Origin of the sequence: Kiloniella laminariae, from assembly GCF_027214005.1 — a bacterium.
GTDB classification, from domain to species: Bacteria; Pseudomonadota; Alphaproteobacteria; order Kiloniellales; family Kiloniellaceae; genus Kiloniella; species Kiloniella laminariae_A.
The window spans coordinates 144,217-161,267 of sequence record NZ_JAPWGY010000001.1 but is presented as its reverse complement, the minus strand read 5'-3'; the positions used below and the strand labels follow the sequence as shown (position 1 = coordinate 161,267).

15 protein-coding genes are annotated in these 17,051 nt (G+C 52.0%); 7 read left to right on the top strand and 8 right to left on the bottom strand.

The genetic code is table 11. The annotated features are described in order from the left end of the window. Positions 1-11: 11 nt before the first annotated feature. On the top strand, positions 12-761 hold the full coding sequence (locus O4H49_RS00745; RefSeq protein ID WP_269421492.1) for a helix-turn-helix domain-containing protein: 750 nt from the start codon (positions 12-14) through the stop codon (positions 759-761). Positions 762-904: 143 nt separating this feature from the next. Continuing rightward, on the top strand, positions 905-1,807 hold the full coding sequence (locus O4H49_RS00740; RefSeq protein ID WP_269421491.1) for a DMT family transporter: 903 nt from the start codon (positions 905-907) through the stop codon (positions 1,805-1,807). 29 nt (positions 1,808-1,836) lie between these two features. Here the strand turns inward: O4H49_RS00740 and O4H49_RS00735 are convergent, their stop codons facing one another. Next, a complete protein-coding gene (locus O4H49_RS00735; RefSeq protein ID WP_269421490.1) occupies positions 1,837-2,640 on the bottom strand; it encodes an alpha/beta fold hydrolase in 804 nt (267 codons plus the stop codon). Between the two features lie 363 nt (positions 2,641-3,003). On the opposite strand from O4H49_RS00735, the gene O4H49_RS00730 reads away from it, so the two are divergent. Next, on the top strand, positions 3,004-3,894 hold the full coding sequence (locus O4H49_RS00730) for a LysR substrate-binding domain-containing protein (RefSeq protein WP_269421489.1): 891 nt from the start codon (positions 3,004-3,006) through the stop codon (positions 3,892-3,894). Between the two features lie 94 nt (positions 3,895-3,988). On the opposite strand, the gene O4H49_RS00725 is transcribed toward O4H49_RS00730, so the two are convergent. Continuing rightward, positions 3,989-5,806: an aminopeptidase P family protein gene (locus O4H49_RS00725; protein ID WP_269421488.1), complete on the bottom strand. Its 1,818-nt coding sequence runs from the start codon at positions 5,804-5,806 to the stop codon at positions 3,989-3,991. 275 nt (positions 5,807-6,081) lie between these two features. On the opposite strand from O4H49_RS00725, the gene O4H49_RS00720 reads away from it, so the two are divergent. Continuing rightward, positions 6,082-6,474, top strand: coding sequence for a DUF1127 domain-containing protein (locus O4H49_RS00720; RefSeq protein WP_269421487.1), 393 nt, complete (start codon positions 6,082-6,084; stop codon positions 6,472-6,474). A gap of 105 nt (positions 6,475-6,579) precedes the next feature. Here O4H49_RS00720 and O4H49_RS00715 read toward each other — a convergent pair whose 3' ends face one another. Genes O4H49_RS00715 through O4H49_RS00705 form a run of 3 tightly spaced genes read right to left on the bottom strand, consistent with a single transcriptional unit; the run spans position 6,580 to position 10,614 of the window. Continuing rightward, positions 6,580-7,389, bottom strand: coding sequence for a substrate-binding periplasmic protein (locus O4H49_RS00715; RefSeq protein WP_269421486.1), 810 nt, complete (start codon positions 7,387-7,389; stop codon positions 6,580-6,582). A gap of 58 nt (positions 7,390-7,447) precedes the next feature. After that, the gene (locus O4H49_RS00710; RefSeq protein ID WP_269421485.1) at positions 7,448-8,326 is read right to left on the bottom strand and encodes a 50S ribosomal protein L11 methyltransferase; all 879 of its coding nucleotides are present in this window, start codon (positions 8,324-8,326) and stop codon (positions 7,448-7,450) included. Further along, positions 8,326-10,614, bottom strand: a complete 2,289-nt coding sequence (locus O4H49_RS00705; RefSeq protein WP_419715199.1) for an ATP-dependent helicase — start codon at positions 10,612-10,614, stop codon at positions 8,326-8,328. Before O4H49_RS00705 ends, O4H49_RS00710 begins: the two co-directional genes overlap by 1 nt. A gap of 127 nt (positions 10,615-10,741) precedes the next feature. On the opposite strand from O4H49_RS00705, the gene O4H49_RS00700 reads away from it, so the two are divergent. After that, positions 10,742-11,875, top strand: coding sequence for a succinylglutamate desuccinylase/aspartoacylase family protein (locus O4H49_RS00700; RefSeq protein ID WP_269421484.1), 1,134 nt, complete (start codon positions 10,742-10,744; stop codon positions 11,873-11,875). Between the two features lie 108 nt (positions 11,876-11,983). Here O4H49_RS00700 and O4H49_RS00695 read toward each other — a convergent pair whose 3' ends face one another. The 3 genes from O4H49_RS00695 to O4H49_RS00685 all read right to left on the bottom strand — a co-directional run bounded on the left by O4H49_RS00695 (position 11,984) and on the right by O4H49_RS00685 (position 15,043). Continuing rightward, positions 11,984-13,768, bottom strand: a complete 1,785-nt coding sequence (locus O4H49_RS00695) for a chloride channel protein (protein ID WP_269421483.1) — start codon at positions 13,766-13,768, stop codon at positions 11,984-11,986. A 135-nt stretch (positions 13,769-13,903) separates the two neighbouring features. Further along, positions 13,904-14,404: a pentapeptide repeat-containing protein gene (locus O4H49_RS00690; RefSeq protein ID WP_269421482.1), complete on the bottom strand. Its 501-nt coding sequence runs from the start codon at positions 14,402-14,404 to the stop codon at positions 13,904-13,906. A gap of 147 nt (positions 14,405-14,551) precedes the next feature. Continuing rightward, positions 14,552-15,043, bottom strand: a complete 492-nt coding sequence (locus tag O4H49_RS00685) for a thioesterase family protein (protein WP_269421481.1) — start codon at positions 15,041-15,043, stop codon at positions 14,552-14,554. Between the two features lie 402 nt (positions 15,044-15,445). Here O4H49_RS00685 and O4H49_RS00680 point away from each other — a divergent pair, with 402 nt between their 5' ends. Together O4H49_RS00680 and O4H49_RS00675 are read left to right on the top strand one after the other, a co-directional pair. Beyond that, positions 15,446-16,336 (top strand): VacJ family lipoprotein, encoded by an 891-nt coding sequence (locus O4H49_RS00680; RefSeq protein WP_269421480.1) that lies wholly within the window; start codon positions 15,446-15,448, stop codon positions 16,334-16,336. 10 nt (positions 16,337-16,346) lie between these two features. Continuing rightward, complete coding sequence (locus O4H49_RS00675) at positions 16,347-16,976, top strand: MlaC/ttg2D family ABC transporter substrate-binding protein (protein WP_269421479.1); 630 nt, start codon at positions 16,347-16,349, stop codon at positions 16,974-16,976. Positions 16,977-17,051 lie beyond the last annotated feature (75 nt).

Here is a 17,051-nt window from a genome sequence, read left to right as displayed (position 1 = left end):
AAGATAACGCCATGAAAGCTGAATTCCGAAGTTATGACAGTGAAGAGCGTCGCCACAGTCACAGTGACTTTCACCAGCTTATCCTGCCTGGGTCGGGGAAGCTGGAACTGGAAGTCGAGACCCACAGCGGCTACGTCGGTGAACATTGCGCAGCCCTGATCAGCGCCAATGACAGTCATGCCTACAAGGGTTCCGGGATCAACAGCTTTACGGTCGTCGATCTGCCAATCCTGCAATTCCAGCAGGACCAGACCCTCATGAATCTCTGGGATCAGGCGCACAAAAAGGCATTTTTCCCGCTTGATGATCGCCTGCACCATCTCGCCCGTTACACTTCTCTGGAGCTGGACAAAACAGGTCTGGGCCTTGCCGCTGAAAAGGCAATCCGGCTTCTGCTTCTCTCCCTTGCCGAAAATGGCAAGGGCCCGGAGAAAAACCTTCCGGCAAAGCTTGAAAAAGCTCTGGCTTTTATACGCCAGCATCATACCCGCAAACTGGCATCTGCAGATATCGCAGGGGCAGCCTGTCTCTCGGTAAGCCAGCTGCACAATCTTTTCAAGGGAACTCTTTCCCTCACGCCCGGAGAATATCAGACCCAGGTTCGCCTTGAGCGGGCGAGAGAGCTGATCAACGGGAGTTCCCGATCTTTGGCCGATATCGCCCTTGCTGTGGGCTACCCGGAACAGAGCAGTTTCAACCGTGCCTATCGCAAGTTCTTTGCCGAAGCGCCAGGACAGAAGCGTAAAGACAAGCGTTCCTGAAACAACCCGCGCCCCTTCCGCAGAGCACAAACGGAACAGCTGTCAAATTTTTCGGAATACAGACCAAGACCCGAAACCATTTTCAGGTTAGCTTGTCGTTTCCTCCCTAAGGAAACAGCAGCAATTACATAGAAACAAATCCGATGACAGACACGACTTTATTACCGGTTGCTGATGGCAAAACACTTCGGGCAACCGTCATCGGGGGCATAGCCATTTTGCTCTGGTCCTCCCTTGCTCTGTTCACAACATGGGCTCAGGGCATTCCAACCTTTCAACTGCTTGGCCTATCCTTTGCGATTGCCGCTTTCTCCGGCTTCATTATCCTGGCCTGTAAAGGCAAAGATAGTCTGCGCAAAGTCAAACAACCGCTTGTTGTCTGGATGCTATCCGTTGGCGGTCTGTTTGGCTATCACCTGCTTTATTTTATTGCCCTCTCCAATGCCCCTGCGGTCGAGGCCAGCCTGATTGCCTATCTCTGGCCTTTATTAATTGTGTTTTTTTCAGCTCTGTTACCGGGGGAACGTCTCTACTGGTTTCATATTGCCGGAACATTGATGGGCCTTTCAGGGGCGGTATTAATTGTTACCAAAGGGCAATCCCTGGCCTGGGAAGCCGAACACTACATCGGTTACCTTGCTGCTGTCGCCTGTGCCCTGACCTGGTCTGGCTATTCGGTGCTCAATCGACGGTTCAGTAGCGTCCCCACCGAAGCCGTCTCGGGATTTTGTGCCGCAACTGCCCTGTTAGGTTTGATCTTTCATCTGACGACAGAAACCTGGATCGCGCCGGATAGTTTGCAGTGGCTGGCCATTCTCGCCTTGGGTTTGGGGCCTGTCGGTCTTGCATTTTTTGTCTGGGATTATGGCACCAAGCACGGCGACATTCAGGTTCTCGGCGCCCTGTCCTATGGCGCACCTCTGCTCAGCACTCTCGTGCTGGTCTTTTCTGGAAAGGCAGAACCAAGCTGGCTGTTGGCGGGGGCCTGCCTGTTGATTGTCGGCGGAGCTCTCCTCGCCTCAGTCAAACTGTTACGCAAGACTTGACACCGCTACAGGTGCAGGACTTCACCAACCTAAGCAAGCATGGCCGCAACAATCGCTTCCGGGCGGTCTTCCTGCATGAGATGACCAGAGCCGGGAACAATCTGAAACTTCTCTGCCTCTAGCACCTTTGCCAGCTTCTGTCCCTGCTTGACAGGGATCCACTGATCTTCTTCTCCCCAAAGGATTCTGACCGGGCAGGACATCTTTCCATAAAGAGGTTCGATTTCATCCGTATAACCAGTATCCATTTGTGAAATCTGACGGTAAAAAGCCGGACGACCGATATCGCCTTGCCAGGGCGTTTTGTATATCTGCAGGGTTTCTTCACTCAGACGATTATGAGCTGCCCCCTGCAGGTAAGCGGTCAGCAGCGCTTCATGCGCATAATCGGGAAGTCCGGCGAAGGCCACCTCATGTGTTCGAACATGCTGTACAAAAGGCGAGCCCCAAGGCGCCAAAGCCACAGGGTCAACAAGTGTAAGCCTGCGGTAACGCAAACCATTGAGATAATAGGCCCGAAGAGCCGTCGCACCGCCAAAGTCATGGCACAGCACCTCTGGCTTCTCCAGATTCCAATGGGCCAGTAAACTGTTCAGCAGGCGGTTCTGAATACCAAGAGAAACATCTGCACCCGCCGTTTTATCCGACTGCCCATAGCCCAGAAGGTCAAAATAATAGACCGTCCATTTCTGTGCCAGCAAAGGTGCTATATTGCGCCAGACCTGCGAAGAAAAAGGGGTGCCGTGTATCAGGACCAAGGGATCCCCCTGTCCTGAAACACCCCAGGCAACCTCACGTTCAGCAAAAAGAAAACGATGGTTCAGTTCCAGCACAACACCAGCCTCATAAATTCCTTAATTGCCTTCACACCGGATGAAGCTGCTAACCGTGGCAGATTGTCGGAAGGGATGGCAGTTTAGAGATCATCTCCCGCTTCCGGGAGGACACAGCTTTCTTATCGCCAGGAACATTCTTAGTCTCAGAAAGGTTCGTCGTTGTATTTTTCTGGCCGTTTGAAACCGGTGTATCCAGATAAAAAACCCGATCCATCCGCGCCGCTATAATGTAAGATTTAGCTAGAATGTTTAGCATTGCCACTCTCCTGATGAAGATTTATTCTCATTAATATCAGTGATATTTGAGAGAAATCAAAATCAGGAAAAATCTAGATATGTTAGATTTTATTACATATAGAGATGCGTAAATTCCCACCCCTTTCCGGATTACGTGCCTTTGAGGCTGTCGCCCGGCACAAAAATCTCAGTCATGCCGCCCGTGAGCTAAACGTTACTCACGCCGCTGTAGCACAGCAGATCAAACGTCTTGAGGAATGGTTTGCCACCCCCTTAACCCGGCGGGAAGGACGGGGCGTAGCCATCACCGAAGCAGGAATAAAACTCGGCACAGCCCTGGGCAGCAGCTTTGATATCATTGACGAGGTTGTGCAGGAACTGCAGGAGAGCGACAGCGAACGCCCGCTGCGGATCACCATGACGCCCTCTTTTGCCACCTTCTGGCTCCTGCCGCGCCTGAGTGACTTTCGCAACCTCCACCCCGAGATCGAACTTCTGCTCAACGCCAACAGTGAAGTGATCGATATCAAGCGAGAAGAATACGATCTGGCCATTCGCTACGGTAGTGGCAACTGGACAGGCTATGAAGTCGAAAAGCTGATGCAAAGCTACACCAGCATTGTGGTCTCTCCCAGCCTGCTGAAAAAAATTGACGTATCAACACCCCAGGACATCACAAAGCTTCCCTGGGTTTGTGATGTTGATGACTACCACGCCGAGTGGGAATACTGGTTGAGCCAAAATAACATAGATCCCAAAAAGCATTCTGCCCGCATCCATCTACCTGGACATCTGATGCGCGATGCAATCCGGGATGGACAGGGAGTAGGTACACTGCCTTCCAACTGGGTAAGCCAGGACATTGCCGCCGGGAGACTTGTCGAGCTCTTCTCCCTGAACAGCAATAAATATGCAGGTTATTACCTCCTGTATAAACCGGGAATGGTCTCCAGCAATCTCAAGGCTTTCCTGTCCTGGCTCCGTAACCAGAATCCTGAAGACACCCGTTTTTGACCCCATCCACGCAACAAGAAGAAACCCAGGCAAAAACAATCGGGGGCAGCTTAAAGCCACCCCCGAATATCATTCTGCTTTTTTTTGCAGGAACCTAAACTGGACGCGTCACCTCTTCCAACCAGGTTTTGTGCTCATCATCCAACAGGGGAGTCAGTTCTCTGCGAACGCGGGCATGATAGTCATTAAGCCAGGTTACCTCTTCCGCAGTCATGATAGTGCGATCAACCAGTCGCAGATCAATCGGACAAAGTGTAACGGTCTCGAAGTCGTAAAGCGGAATCTCCACCCCGACCATTTTCCCGGCCTCCCGGACAATCATCAGGTTTTCAATCCGGATCCCATATTCCCCGGCCTTGTAGTATCCAGGTTCATTGGAAAGGAAAACGCCGGGCTCGAGTGGCGCAGGAGAAACGTTCTTGCCTATACGCTGCGGCCCCTCATGAACCCCCAGGAAACAGCCCACGCCATGCCCTGTACCATGGTCATAATCCAGCCCCGCGTCCCACAGAGGTTTCCGGGCCATACTATCCAGTTGCATCCCGCTCGTCCCTTTGGGGAATTTTGCTGTTGCCAGGGCAATATGGCCCTTGAGCACGCGGGTGAAGCGGTCTTTCATTTCATCATTGGCTGCACCGATAATCACCGTCCGGGTAATATCAGTCGTCCCGTCCAGAAACTGCCCTCCGGAATCGATCAGAAAGATCTCATCCCGGTTTAACGGCAAGGAGCTTTCCTCTGTCACCTTATAATGACAGATCGCGCCGTTTGGCCCCGCCCCTGAAATCGTATCAAAGGAAAGGTCCCGAAACAGCGGCACCTCCTTGCGGAACTCCAACAGCCTGTTTGCCGCTTCCATTTCAGTCACAGGATCATCTGTTCCTGCCCGGGTCAGGGCTGTTTCTGTCACCCATTTCAGAAATCGCACCATCGCCGCCCCGTCACGAATATGCGAGGCCCGAAGACCGTCAAGCTCGACAGGGTTTTTACGGGCCTTCGGCCTCTGACAGGGATCCATGGCTCGCACCAGCTTTGCCCCGTTCTGCTCCAGAACAGTCGCCACCCGCTCAGGACAGGTAGCCGGGTCGATCAGAACCTTTTTACCCGCCTTGGCAAAGGCCGCAAGACGACCCTCCAGAGCACCCGGCTCTGCAATCTCTACCATATTATCCAGTGCAGAAAGGGTCTCGCTCGTAATTTTTTCATTATCAACGAACCACTGAACCTCGCCATCAGCATGAACAACGGCAAAGGAGAGAACCAGTGGAGTATGCGCCACATCCTCTCCCCGAACATTCAGCAGCCACGCAACGGAATCCGGAAGACTGAGCACAGCACAATCTGCACCACTGGACTTCAGGCTCCGGCTTATTTCTTCTCGCTTTTCTTTCGAGCTACAACCTGCATGAGCCATATCATAGGGCATCGATTTACTGCTTGGACGCGCCGGCTGGTCAGACCAGACCTGATCCAGAGGATTCTCCAGCGCAGCAACCAGTTCTCCGCCCGCTTTTTCGACTCCCTCACGCAAGGACTTGACCTGGGCCTCACTCTGCAACCAGGGATCATAGGCAATCTTCATCCCCGGCTGCACTTTCTGTTCAAGCCACTCGGAAGCAGGCTCTTCGATCAGATGCCTGTAGGTGAAAAGACTTTCGTCCACCTCTTGCCGAACCTGAATTGTATAACGTCCGTCAACAAAGATTGCCGCCTGCTCTGCCAGTACGACGCCCAGGCCTGCCGATCCGGAAAAGCCGCTCAACCAACGCAAGCGCTGCGCCTGGGAAGGAACATACTCGCCTTGGTGTTCATCTGTACGCGGCACGATAAAGCCGTCAAAACCTGCTTCTGATAGCTGCGCGCGTAAGCTTGTAAGCCGGACAGCGTGATCACTGTTCGTCGCTTTGGGCATTTTGAGTTCCTTTATACAATATACAATGTTGTTTTTCGAAGATTATCCGAGCTTTCAGCTGGGGGCAACACAAGCTTTGACATGGCTAAATAAAAAACAATATCAAATACTTATTCACAAATATTCACAAAATGCATGGCTGAAGTGCAGAATCACCGCTAGCGAAAACAACAAAATGAGCTAGATATGATGTCAACAACACGGCGGCGAGTGTTTAACACCTGAGTGATCTTACACTTAGCCGGGCCGCGAAATCAAATTTAGGAGTCAGATCGATGAAAAATTCAACACTCGGTTTTTCCGCGGCCACCACAGCACGCACGGAAATCGCAAACGCACCAGTTCTGGTAACTGTTGCACCACACCGTTACACCAAAGCTTACCGCATCTATGCAGCAGTTTCCGGTATCGTAAAGAGCTTTAAAAGCTACATGGAACGCCGCGCAACTGTGCGCCAGCTCTGGGACCTGAATGACCGTGAACTGAACGATATCGGTCTGAGCCGTGGCAACATCGAAGCAACTGTCAACAGCCTCTATGCAGAAGCAGTTGAAAAAGAGGCGAAGTCTTTCAAGCCTGGTTTTGCTTTCCTTTCTTCTTCAGATTTCGTTTCAACGAAAGACAACAAGAAAGCCGAAAACCTGAACAAGGCAGCTCGCGCAGCATAATCCCCCCTTATGCCCGCGACTGCATTGGCAAAACGCGACGGAGTTTTTTCTCCGTCGCGTTTTTTATTCTGATTAAAGAACCCGCAGATATTGATTGATCGTTTTTTACTTTTTCTGTTCGGCTTCGAAGGCCTCTGCAATCATCTCAAGGTCGCCTCTTTGCCTCAATTTCTCAAGCGCCCCATTGATTCTACTCTGCAATATTATTCCTCTTGCCGTATCCCGAAACAGCATAACGATGCTGGATCTTGAGAGAACATAATCTGGATCAAACCAGGGCATAGGACCAAGCGCCAGATTCCGCGCGATTATTTGCGCTTCAAAAGGAAAAGAGACTATCGCGTCTACTCTTTCTGAATAGAGCATCTTGACCAGGGAAGTCTGGTTGGTCGCGCTAATCAACCTGATGCCGTCAATCTCCTCAAGATTCCCATAGGCATACCCCAAAGAAATCCCGACTTTCATGCCCTTCATGTCTTCTGGTGAAGACACAGTATTTTTGTTCGACAAGGTCAGAACATGACGGTTGATCATGGCCAGTGATTTTGAGGCAACAAACGCGCCTCCCAATTCTTGCCCGGGTGTCTTCACATTTTTCTGATTCAGTGGATAGGGAATAAGGATATCCCCCTTGCCCGATGCAAAAAGCTTTGATGCCCTCTGCGGTGGAAGAATCGAAAGGGCCAGATCAAGCTGGCTTTCCTGACGGATAGAGGAAACGACCTTGCCAAAAACACTGGCTTCCGGGTCATCCAGATACACAGGGATCTGCTTTCCCAGCAACTCGACTTCACCCAGATCCTGTGCCGAAGTCGGAAACGGGCTGACAAGGAGGATGACCAGCGCGATAGCACTGATCAAATCCCCCTTTACAGGGCGAAGCAATCTCAGGGGCAGGCAGGTTAGTGAAATCATGCTACAACAGCATACCCCCAGAATCCTAACCGTCAGTAAAGACAGATAAAGAGTTCTGTTACCGAGACAGAACCAGTGTTGCCCACTCCCCCAGATGGAGTTCGCGAATAACCTTCAACCCCTGTGCTTCATGTGCCTTCACGACCTGATCCTGCTGGGTAATCAACAATCCGGAAAGGACCGCAACACCTTCAGGTGCAAGGTTTCTCACCAGATCTGGCGCCATCTGGCAAAGTGGTTCTGCCAGAATGTTGGCAACGATCAGATCAAAGGGCGTCTGCTCGGACACCTCGGCCGTGGCGTAACCATCTCCACAAATCCCCGTAATGCCGGATACTTTGTTCAAGGCTGCATTTTCAAGCGCGACACGAACTGAATCCGTATCAATATCGATTGCCAACACCGGGCAATCCCAGAGGATTTTGATCCCCATCGCCAGGATCCCAGACCCACATCCCATATCCAGTGCTGAGCTGACTTTACGATCTTCGGCCAGATCCGTCAGCGCAATCAGACAGCCCTTGGTCGTATCATGCTGTCCGGTACCAAAGGCCACATTGGCTTCGATCAGCAAAGGCACAGATCCTTCCGGGGGAGCCTGGGTGATATGCGAACCGTGCACAAAAAACTTTCCGGCGACGATTGGTGGCAGAGCTTTCTGGCTTTCCGCAACCCAATCGATATCCGGAAGCTGTTCAATCAAAACTCCAGGCATTTTGCCACCCATGACATCAGCCGTATCAGACAAGAGTTTCTCGACCTGATCCTGTGATGGTTTGCCATCGACATAGACCTTGGCCGAAATCATCCCTGCCGCATCCGGATTGGTCACGACAATTGCCCCTTCCAAAGGCTCAAGGGCCAGTTCATAGATCGCCAGATGAGCCTCGGGCACATCAAAGGAAATGCACCAGACGGCGCTGTTGTTTTCGCTCATTACATTCCTGCCTGTGATGCGGGGACAACAAAGTTGCTCAGCACTTTTTTCGTGCCCGCCTTATCAAATGAAATTGTCAGACGCTCGCCTTCTACAGAGGTGACCAATCCATAGCCAAACTTCTGATGGAAAACCTTTTCACCTCTGCTAAAGCCGCTTTTGCCTTCAGATATTTTTTGCGCAGCCTTGCGAACCAGTTGGGATTCTCCGCTCTGGTAGTCGCGAGCCCGCTGCATTCCTGGACTCAAGGCCCGATCGGTATCCTGCCAACGCCCACTGCCGAAACCGCCATAGGATGGTTCAAGCGGGGCTGAATAGATCCCCCGGTCACTTTCGCGTTCGACATGCTCGGGCGGCAACTCGTCAACAAACCGCGAGGGAATGGCCGACGCCCAGGAGCCATGCATCCGGCGATTGGCCGCAAAGGAAATCACAGCCCTCTGCCTTGCCCGGGTCAAACCGACATATGCCAGACGGCGTTCTTCCTCAAGCCCCTTTAATCCCTGCTCGTCCATAGCCCGCTGATTGGGGAACAGACCTTCTTCCCAGCCTGGCAAGAATACCGTGTCAAACTCCAGTCCCTTGGCGCCGTGCAAGGTCATAATCGACACCATTTCCTGCCCCTGCTGCCGGTTTGTATCCATCACAAGACTGACATGTTCAAGGAAGCTGGCAAGGCTCTCGAATTCACCCAGCGCGTTGACAAGCTCGCGCAGGTTCTCGACGCGTCCCTTGGCTTCAACAGACTTGTCATTCTGCCAGAACTCCAGGTATCCGCTCTCTTCCAGCACCAGATCCGCCAACTCCGGTGGCGACATATCGGCCTTAAGGCCATGCCAGCGTTGCATCTGTGTGACAAATCCGGCCATGGCCTTGCGGGCAGCGGGGCGCAATTCATCGGTTTCCACAATCTCAGACGCGGCATTGAACAGCGAACAGTTCATCTCTCGTGCCAGCGTATGGACAACACTCACCGCAGCCGGGCCAAGCCCGCGCTTGGGAGTGTTAATGATTCGCTCAAACGCCAGACTGTCATCGGGAGAATTAACCAGACGCAAATATCCCAGCGCATCCCGAATTTCCAGCCGCTCGTAGAAACGTGCCCCACCGATAACACGATAGGGGATACCCAGCGTCAGAAACCGCTCCTCGAACTCACGGGTCTGGGCACCGGCACGCACCAGAATGGCCATGCTATCCAGGGATTTGCCCTGCCGTTGATAATTCTCGACCTCTTCGCCAATGAAACGGGCTTCTGCTTCCCCATCCCACAGGCCGCGAACCCGGATTGGCTCCCCCTCTTCGTCGTCTGTCCAGAGCGTCTTGCCCAAACGGCCTTCGTTGTGACTGATGACAGAGGAAGCCGCCGCCAGAATTCGTCCGGTGGAACGATAGTTGCGCTCTAGTCGAACAACTTTGGCCCCGGGAAAGTCTTTTTCAAAACGCAGGATGTTGCCGACCTCGGCCCCGCGCCAACCATAAATGGACTGGTCGTCATCCCCGACACAACAGACATTCTGATGGCCCTGTGCCAGCAAACGTAGCCAGAGATACTGCGCCACGTTGGTATCCTGATACTCATCGACCAGAATATAGTGGAAACGGCGATGGTAATCGGCCAGTACCTCCGGGTATTTCTGAAAGATCATCAGGGTATGTAACAACAGATCGCCAAAATCACAGGCATTCAGCTCTTTCAGGCGCTGCTGGTAGCTCGCATAGATCTTGTGGATCCGGCCACCGGCAAATTCCCGGGCCTCGTTGGTCGAAACCTGATCGGGTCCCTGCCCTCGATCTTTCCAGCGCTGTACTGCCCCAAGCACCGCTTTGGGCGGCCATTTTTTATCATCGAGATTCTGCTCTTTCAGCAACGCCTTGATCAAACGAAGCTGATCATCCGTATCAATGATGGCAAAATCACTGCCAAGACCGACCTTTTCGGCATGCGCCCTTAACATCCGAACAGCAACGGCGTGGAAAGTCCCTAACCACCAGCGCTCGACTGTTGGCAGGTTCAGAATCGAGGCGACGCGCTCTTTCATTTCCTGCGCAGCCTTGTTGGTAAAGGTCACCGCCAGGACCTGCCCGGGAAAAGCCTTCCCCGTCGCCAGAATGTGCGCCAGACGCGTTGTCAGCACACGGGTCTTCCCGGTGCCTGCACCAGCCAGTACCAGCACAGGGCCATCAGTCGCCTGAATGGCCTCAAGCTGAGCCGTGTTCAGACCATCCATATAGGGCGCAAGCCCTGCAGAATTATCTATCGAGTTATGTTGCGATTCGTCCATCATGACTGGTTTATAGCGCAGGCCGCCCGCAAGCTCACCCTCTTTTAACGCACGAGCGTCTATTGATTGATCTTTGCTCCTGCAGGTATGCTACGGCCCCATTCAAGACAGAATCCAGACAGGACAAAAGATGGCCCGCCAAACAGAGCGCCACCCGCTTATCTCTGAAGCCCCCGGAACCCAGAGAACCGTTATTTTCCACCGCTATGGAGCCGGTACTCCTGGCAAGAAAGCCTATATCCAGGCCGCGCTTCATGCCGACGAAACTCCTGCCATGGCAGCAGCTCACCACCTTCTGCAAAAACTGGAAGACGCGGACAAAAAAGGCCTGATCAAAGGCGAGATTGTTGTCGTCCCTTACGCCAACCCAATTGGCCTTGATCAATTCAGCAGCGACGTTTTACTGGGGCGTTTGCACACTGGAGGAGAAGGGAACTTTAACCGCAGCTGGTACGATCTGACAGAAATGACCAAAGACCGGCTCCAGGGTCGTCTGGGCAAAGACGCAGCGGAAAATGTCGACATCATTCGTTCCGCGATGCAAGAAGCCATCAACGAGGTTGTCCCGGTAAGCGAGTTTGACAGCCTGCGGAAGCTTCTGGTTGGCGAAGCTGCAAAAGCAGATTTTGTTTTCGATCTGCACTGCGATGACGATTCCCTGCCTTATCTCTACATTTCAAGCCTCAACTGGCCTGATTGCCAGGACTTCGCGGCCGACTTTGGCTCCTATGCCGTGATGATGGCAGAAAATTCTGGCGGCAACAGCTTTGACGAAGTCTACACCCGGCCTTGGGCGGAACTTGGACGTCTTTACCCCGACCATCCCATTCCACAGGCGACCATGTCCATGACTGTGGAGCTGCGGGGACGCCCAGATGTTTCAGATGAAATCGGGGCCAAGGATGCGACCGCCCTGTTCAATTTCCTGGTTCGCCGGGGACTTGTTGAAGGCAGCGCCCCTCCCCTCCCCAAAGCCCTTTGTGACGCCACCGGTACCAATGCCTGTGAAATCATCACCTCTCCCGGTGCCGGCTTTGTTACCTATTGTCTGGAACTTGGCTCAGTTGTGAAAAAAGGCCAGCAGATCGCCACCCTGATCGACCCCACAGCCGAAGATCCCACCGAAGCCCGTACCCCCATCTGCGCCGGGACGGATGGCATCTTTTTCACAGCAAAGCAGCACAAGGCTGTCAAACCCGGGATGGTCGTTGCCAAAGTGGCTGGCACCGTTGCCCTAAAAGACGGATTGCTGCTTGAGGATTAAACTCGGTCTACTCTGCTAAGAAAGCCCTAGATAACAGGAGGGGATTGTTAAAATGATCCTCTCCTGTACTTCACAGCTTCCTGCCACGTTACAGCTTCTGATCTTCTATCAGGATTCCCCGCGTTCTTCTGCTCTCGCCTGTTCCAGCGCCTTCTTGTAGGCCAGCGCCACATCGTGTTCATGCAGGACACCCTTCAACACACAGTCCTCCGCGTTGTTCACGACAGGAACATATACCTCTCCGCTCGCTCCATGAAGCTGCAACGCCTGTTCAAGGTTAGCGTTCTCAACAAGAAATACGGGCTTGCGGCGGGCGATACCCAATGCTGTGGCGGCTTCACCGCTCTCTTCCTGTTGCTCCAGCCCTTCCGCCAGTTCAATAAAAGAGATACTTCCCTTCAGGCTCCCTTTCTCATCGACAACAAACACCTGCCCCAGCTTGGTCCGTCGGAGCTCCTGTCGAACCATGGAAAGAGCCGCATCGGGTGCAATCGTTGTAATATCCTGCTGCACCATGTCGGCAACCGTCACGCCGCGCATCAGGCTGGCTTCCCGCCCCCCCCTGATTTCAATTCCCCGTCTTTCCAGCTGCCACATAAAAAAGGAACGTCCGTGGACCTGTTGCGTAATCACCGTGGCCAAGGAAGTCGCAATCATCACAGCAATGGTCAAAGCATAGTCATTGGTCAGCTCAAAGATCATCAGAATGGTTGAAATCGGCGCACCAAGAACGGCCCCGGCCACAGCCCCCATACCAATGAGGGTATAGGCCCCATAACCCGATGACAGTTCCGGGAAAAAACTGGTCGCGATAATACCGTAAGCTCCGCCAACCATCGCCCCGATAAACAGGGACGGCGAGAAGACGCCGCCGGAAAAACCGCTGCCGAATGAAATCGCCGTCGCTGCCGTCTTGACAACAATCAGTGCCAGTAACAGCCAAAGCGGATAAAGCTCTGAAATTGCGGCATCTGTTGCTTCATAACCAACCCCGATAATCTGGGGGAAAACCAGTGCCATCAGCCCGAGTACCAGCCCCCCCGCCATCGGCTGAAGCCAGAAAGGCAATTTCAGCTGACCGATCTTGTCTTCTGCAAAGATCACCGACCGCATAAAGGCAATAGCGGCAATGGCTGACACAACACCCAGCAGGGCAAAGGCTGGGAATTCCCAGAATGACCCCAGTGCCATGGCCTTGGGCAGAATAAAAGCAGGAAAATCACCGTAATAAATCCGGCTGATGATCGTACCGACAACCGATGCGATTACAATCGGGGCAAAGGCAGACAACGCATAATGCCCGACCACGACCTCAAGCGCAAAAAAAACACCGGCAATCGGCGCATTGAAAGAACTGGCCACAGCAGCGGCAACCCCACAGCCCAACAGGGTGCGCGACAGAATATATCCCAGAGAAAGCCGCTTTGAGATCCAGGAACCAAGGCTGGCACCGAGATGCACCACCGGTCCCTCACGGCCTACAGACGCCCCAACACCAATTGAAAAAGCTGATGCGACTGCTGCCCGGATGCCGGTTCTGAAAGACATCCGCCCGCCCTTGAGAGCAACGCCTTCAATGACATGCTGAACACCCTGTGGTTTCCCATCAGGCAGAAAATAACGGATAAAAACCCCAACAATACCGCCGCCAATTACGGGCACAAGAACGATGTGCCACCAGGGCAGATCCATGAGACCTTCACTAACATTCGGGCCGGAGAAACCGTAAAAAAATAACTGGACCATGTCGATGAAATGACGAAAACCAACTGCAGCCAGCCCGGCAGCAGCACCAATCACAATCGCCAGCACGGAAAGCACAACCTGCTCATTCCGAACAAAAAGACGAACTTGATGAATGAGTGGCAACCTTGGCGCCCGTTTTTCTGACATGGTTCTCCCCGTACCGGCAACAATCAGGCTCTAGTATTTTGCCAGTATCACTCCCCTTTGCATGTCATTCAGTTGTAACGCTTTCAGAAAACGCTATCCAGCACTCTTCCTGGTCAAAGAGAATTTTATGGCAGATCACTCACAGCGACCGATTGAGCCTTCAGCGCAAATTTTCTTGCCATCAAGCCAGAGTGCCCCAGAAAGGTCAGCCCGGGTCAAATCAGCATCCGTGAGTTGTGCATTCGCCAGGATTGCCCCCCGGAGATTTGCCCTGAAAAACCGGGCCCGCTTAAGATTTGCCCTGGTGAAATCCGCCCCGGTCAAATCAGCTTTGGTAAAGTCCGCTTCCGGTAAAGACGCTGATTTGAAAATTGCTGAATGCAGCTCCGTGCTGATAAACTTGACCCGAAAAGCCGAAATCCCTGTCAGGTCTGCACCTTTAAGCGAACTGCGTAAGAAACTCGCATCGCGTAGTCGCGCTCCTGTCAGATCAACGTCGTCATAATCCAGGCCATCCATGTTGCATCTTTGCCAATTCACCTCCGGCTGAGGGGGATCGACGCAAGCCGCCTCTGATTTTAGCGGCAGCATAAAAGCGAGGAACAGAAAAGCCGAAGCAAGATATTTGTGTTTCATATCTTTCATGTTAGGAAAATTGACCTTCACTTCAAGCTGTTTCGACACAGTCTGAAAACAGATACTCTATCGGCAGGCCTCTCGACAAACATTCCGACAGATAGACAGGGCATATAGCCAGACAGTTTCACCACCACGCAGGAGACGTCACGCCCAGGACATAATCGAGCGCCCGATGTTAAGCGGCAAAGGCTTCTTCTTTTGTATTTCAAGTATTTCCTCAAGATTTTTCAGTAGGAAATCTGGCATGGGACAAGATTGGCGCTGCTTGAGATCCACATGTACTGAAATCCATTCCGACGTAGCCGCCAGATAGCCTTCTGTATCGTGAAACAGTGTGTGATGGTAACTCAACTTCTTACGATCAAAACCAAGCAACCGGGTTTCAACTCTCATTTTTGCTCCCAGGCGCAGCTCCCGCATATAGTTCACATGATTTTCGACAACAAATGTCGAACAGCCTGTCTGCGCACGATAATTTTGGTCCGCGCCGGAAAACTCCAGAAAACCATCCGTACCATGACAGAATACATGCATATAATAAGCGACATTCATATGCCCGTTATAATCCAGCCAGTCGGCAGGCACCTGCCCCCGGTATGAGACAAGCGGATCGACGTCCCGGGGTTGTATCTTCACTAAAGCGTCCCTTCCAATTAGTTGCTTTTTTGTCGCGTTTTCTCACGAATCGATTTGAGCATCAAAAAGATGAGAAACCATTAAAATATCATTACATTTCTCGGTCTTTAGCCAGTTATATTCCCTAAAAACTTACATAAATGCCGCACTACTGGTGCATTTATACCACAGTCATCTTTCTCTCCCGGGTTTATGGCGCTTATTACTGGTTTTACCCCCATGTCTGTGATAATTAATTTCACAAGATTGTATTTGTGCCCGAAAGCATAGGGAATTTGTAAGCTTTCTGGTATATAAACAGATACAGTACCAAGATTATTTATTTTGAGTGTTCGCTTGTGTCTGGAATTTAGTCGCAGCGGTTAAGGCATGCAAAACTTTCGGAATTCGGGGGAAGCTCTGGTGAACAATAACAAAGATAGGCGAAATGTCGTGGGGTTAGGTATTTTGTCCGAGATCAATTCTCGACTCATCAATCGTGTCACAGCTCTTGCAGCTGTCGCCGTTCTCGTAGCAGGTTGCGCCAGTCAGCCGAACTCCGCATTGCAGGATGATGCATCCAGCAACCAGGATGATCAGTGGGCTCAGGCCGATGCCTCACCAACGGTAGAAGCCGGGGACAATGATCCTATTGAATCAGTGAACCGCTTTATTTTTGGCTTCAACAAAGTTGCTGACACCCTGATTTTCAAACCGGTGGCACAGGGATATCGCTTTGTTGTTCCGGAACCTGTTCGGGACGTTGTTCGAAACTTTATCCGCAACACCTATACGCCGGTTATTCTCGCAAATGACCTGCTTCAGGGTGACATTGCCAAAGCAGAAAATACTTTTGCCCGCTTCCTGATCAACACGACACTTGGTGCCGGCGGACTTGCCGATGTTGCCGATGTTGTCGGTCACAGCTATGTCAAAGAAGATTTCGGCCAGACGCTGGGAACCTGGGGCGTTTCAGAAGGACCTTACCTGGTTCTGCCGATTCTCGGCCCCTCCAACGTCCGGGATGGTGTCGGCATGATCGCTGATACCCTGATGGATCCTTTGACCTACATCGCCAGAACAGAAGTTCTGATTGGGCGCCGCGTTGCAGACGGTATCGATACACGCTCGCGCAACATCGAGACTGTCGAAGAACTGGAACGTGATTCCATCGATTTTTATGCCCGTGTACGCTCTCTTTATCATCAGAAACGTGAAAACGAGATCAATGACGGGGAATACGAGCCAACACAGGCTCCAGGTCTGACAGAGATCTTCCCTGAAGATGATCAGGTTTCCGATCTGGCAAACTGAGATGAATCGGATGAAACGTCTTATCTCCCTTACAACAGCCCTCTTTATGGGGGCTGCTTTGTCTCTGGTCCTTTCACAAGCGACCAGAGCTGATGATGCAGGCCAGTTCCTTGTTGCTCTTCAGGGAAAGGCTCTCACGCACCTTGCCAACAACGATATCAGTGAAGACGAACGTGAAACAAGATTTCGCGCACTGATGAGCGAAAATTTTGATCTTGATGGCATTGCCAGCTTTGTGATTGGCAAGTACTGGCGCAACGCAGATGAAGCCGCCCGTCGCGAATTCAAACAGATCTTTGAAGACATTATGGTCCAGCGTTTCCTGCCGACCTTTAACAACTACGCAGGGGCGGCCTTTAAGATAACCAAGGTTACACCAAAACAGGATTTTTATATCGTTTTCAGCGATGTAAAAACAGAAAATGGTGAAACCGCCCAGGTTCTCTGGCGCGTCGAAAAGAAAGCAGATGCGAGCTTTGTTATCACAGATGTTGCAGCAGAAGGCATCAGCCTCCGGAACACCTATCGCTCGGATTACACTTCCGCACTAAAAAGCGTTGATGGCAACCTTGCGACCCTGAACCAGAAACTTCGGGAAAAGATTAAAGCTGGTGATTTTGCTCCAAAAACAAACAGCTAAAACACCTTTCGGATATGTATAAAAAAAACCTGCCCGGCTTTCCGGCAGGTTTTTTTGTGTCTAGCTTTTCCCTGT

Coding starts and splice junctions, on each gene's coding strand:
- O4H49_RS00690 (WP_269421482.1), bottom strand. CDS start 14,404: ATGAAACACAAATATCTTGCTTCGGCTTTTCTGTTCCTCGCTTTTATG.
- O4H49_RS00720 (WP_269421487.1), top strand. CDS start 6,082: ATGAAAAATTCAACACTCGGTTTTTCCGCGGCCACCACAGCACGCACG.
- O4H49_RS00710 (WP_269421485.1), bottom strand. CDS start 8,326: ATGAGCGAAAACAACAGCGCCGTCTGGTGCATTTCCTTTGATGTGCCC.
- O4H49_RS00700 (WP_269421484.1), top strand. CDS start 10,742: ATGGCCCGCCAAACAGAGCGCCACCCGCTTATCTCTGAAGCCCCCGGA.
- O4H49_RS00675 (WP_269421479.1), top strand. CDS start 16,347: ATGAAACGTCTTATCTCCCTTACAACAGCCCTCTTTATGGGGGCTGCT.
- O4H49_RS00715 (WP_269421486.1), bottom strand. CDS start 7,389: ATGATTTCACTAACCTGCCTGCCCCTGAGATTGCTTCGCCCTGTAAAG.
- O4H49_RS00740 (WP_269421491.1), top strand. CDS start 905: ATGACAGACACGACTTTATTACCGGTTGCTGATGGCAAAACACTTCGG.
- O4H49_RS00705 (WP_419715199.1), bottom strand. CDS start 10,614: ATGATGGACGAATCGCAACATAACTCGATAGATAATTCTGCAGGGCTT.
- O4H49_RS00745 (WP_269421492.1), top strand. CDS start 12: ATGAAAGCTGAATTCCGAAGTTATGACAGTGAAGAGCGTCGCCACAGT.
- O4H49_RS00730 (WP_269421489.1), top strand. CDS start 3,004: ATGCGTAAATTCCCACCCCTTTCCGGATTACGTGCCTTTGAGGCTGTC.
- O4H49_RS00725 (WP_269421488.1), bottom strand. CDS start 5,806: ATGCCCAAAGCGACGAACAGTGATCACGCTGTCCGGCTTACAAGCTTA.
- O4H49_RS00695 (WP_269421483.1), bottom strand. CDS start 13,768: ATGTCAGAAAAACGGGCGCCAAGGTTGCCACTCATTCATCAAGTTCGT.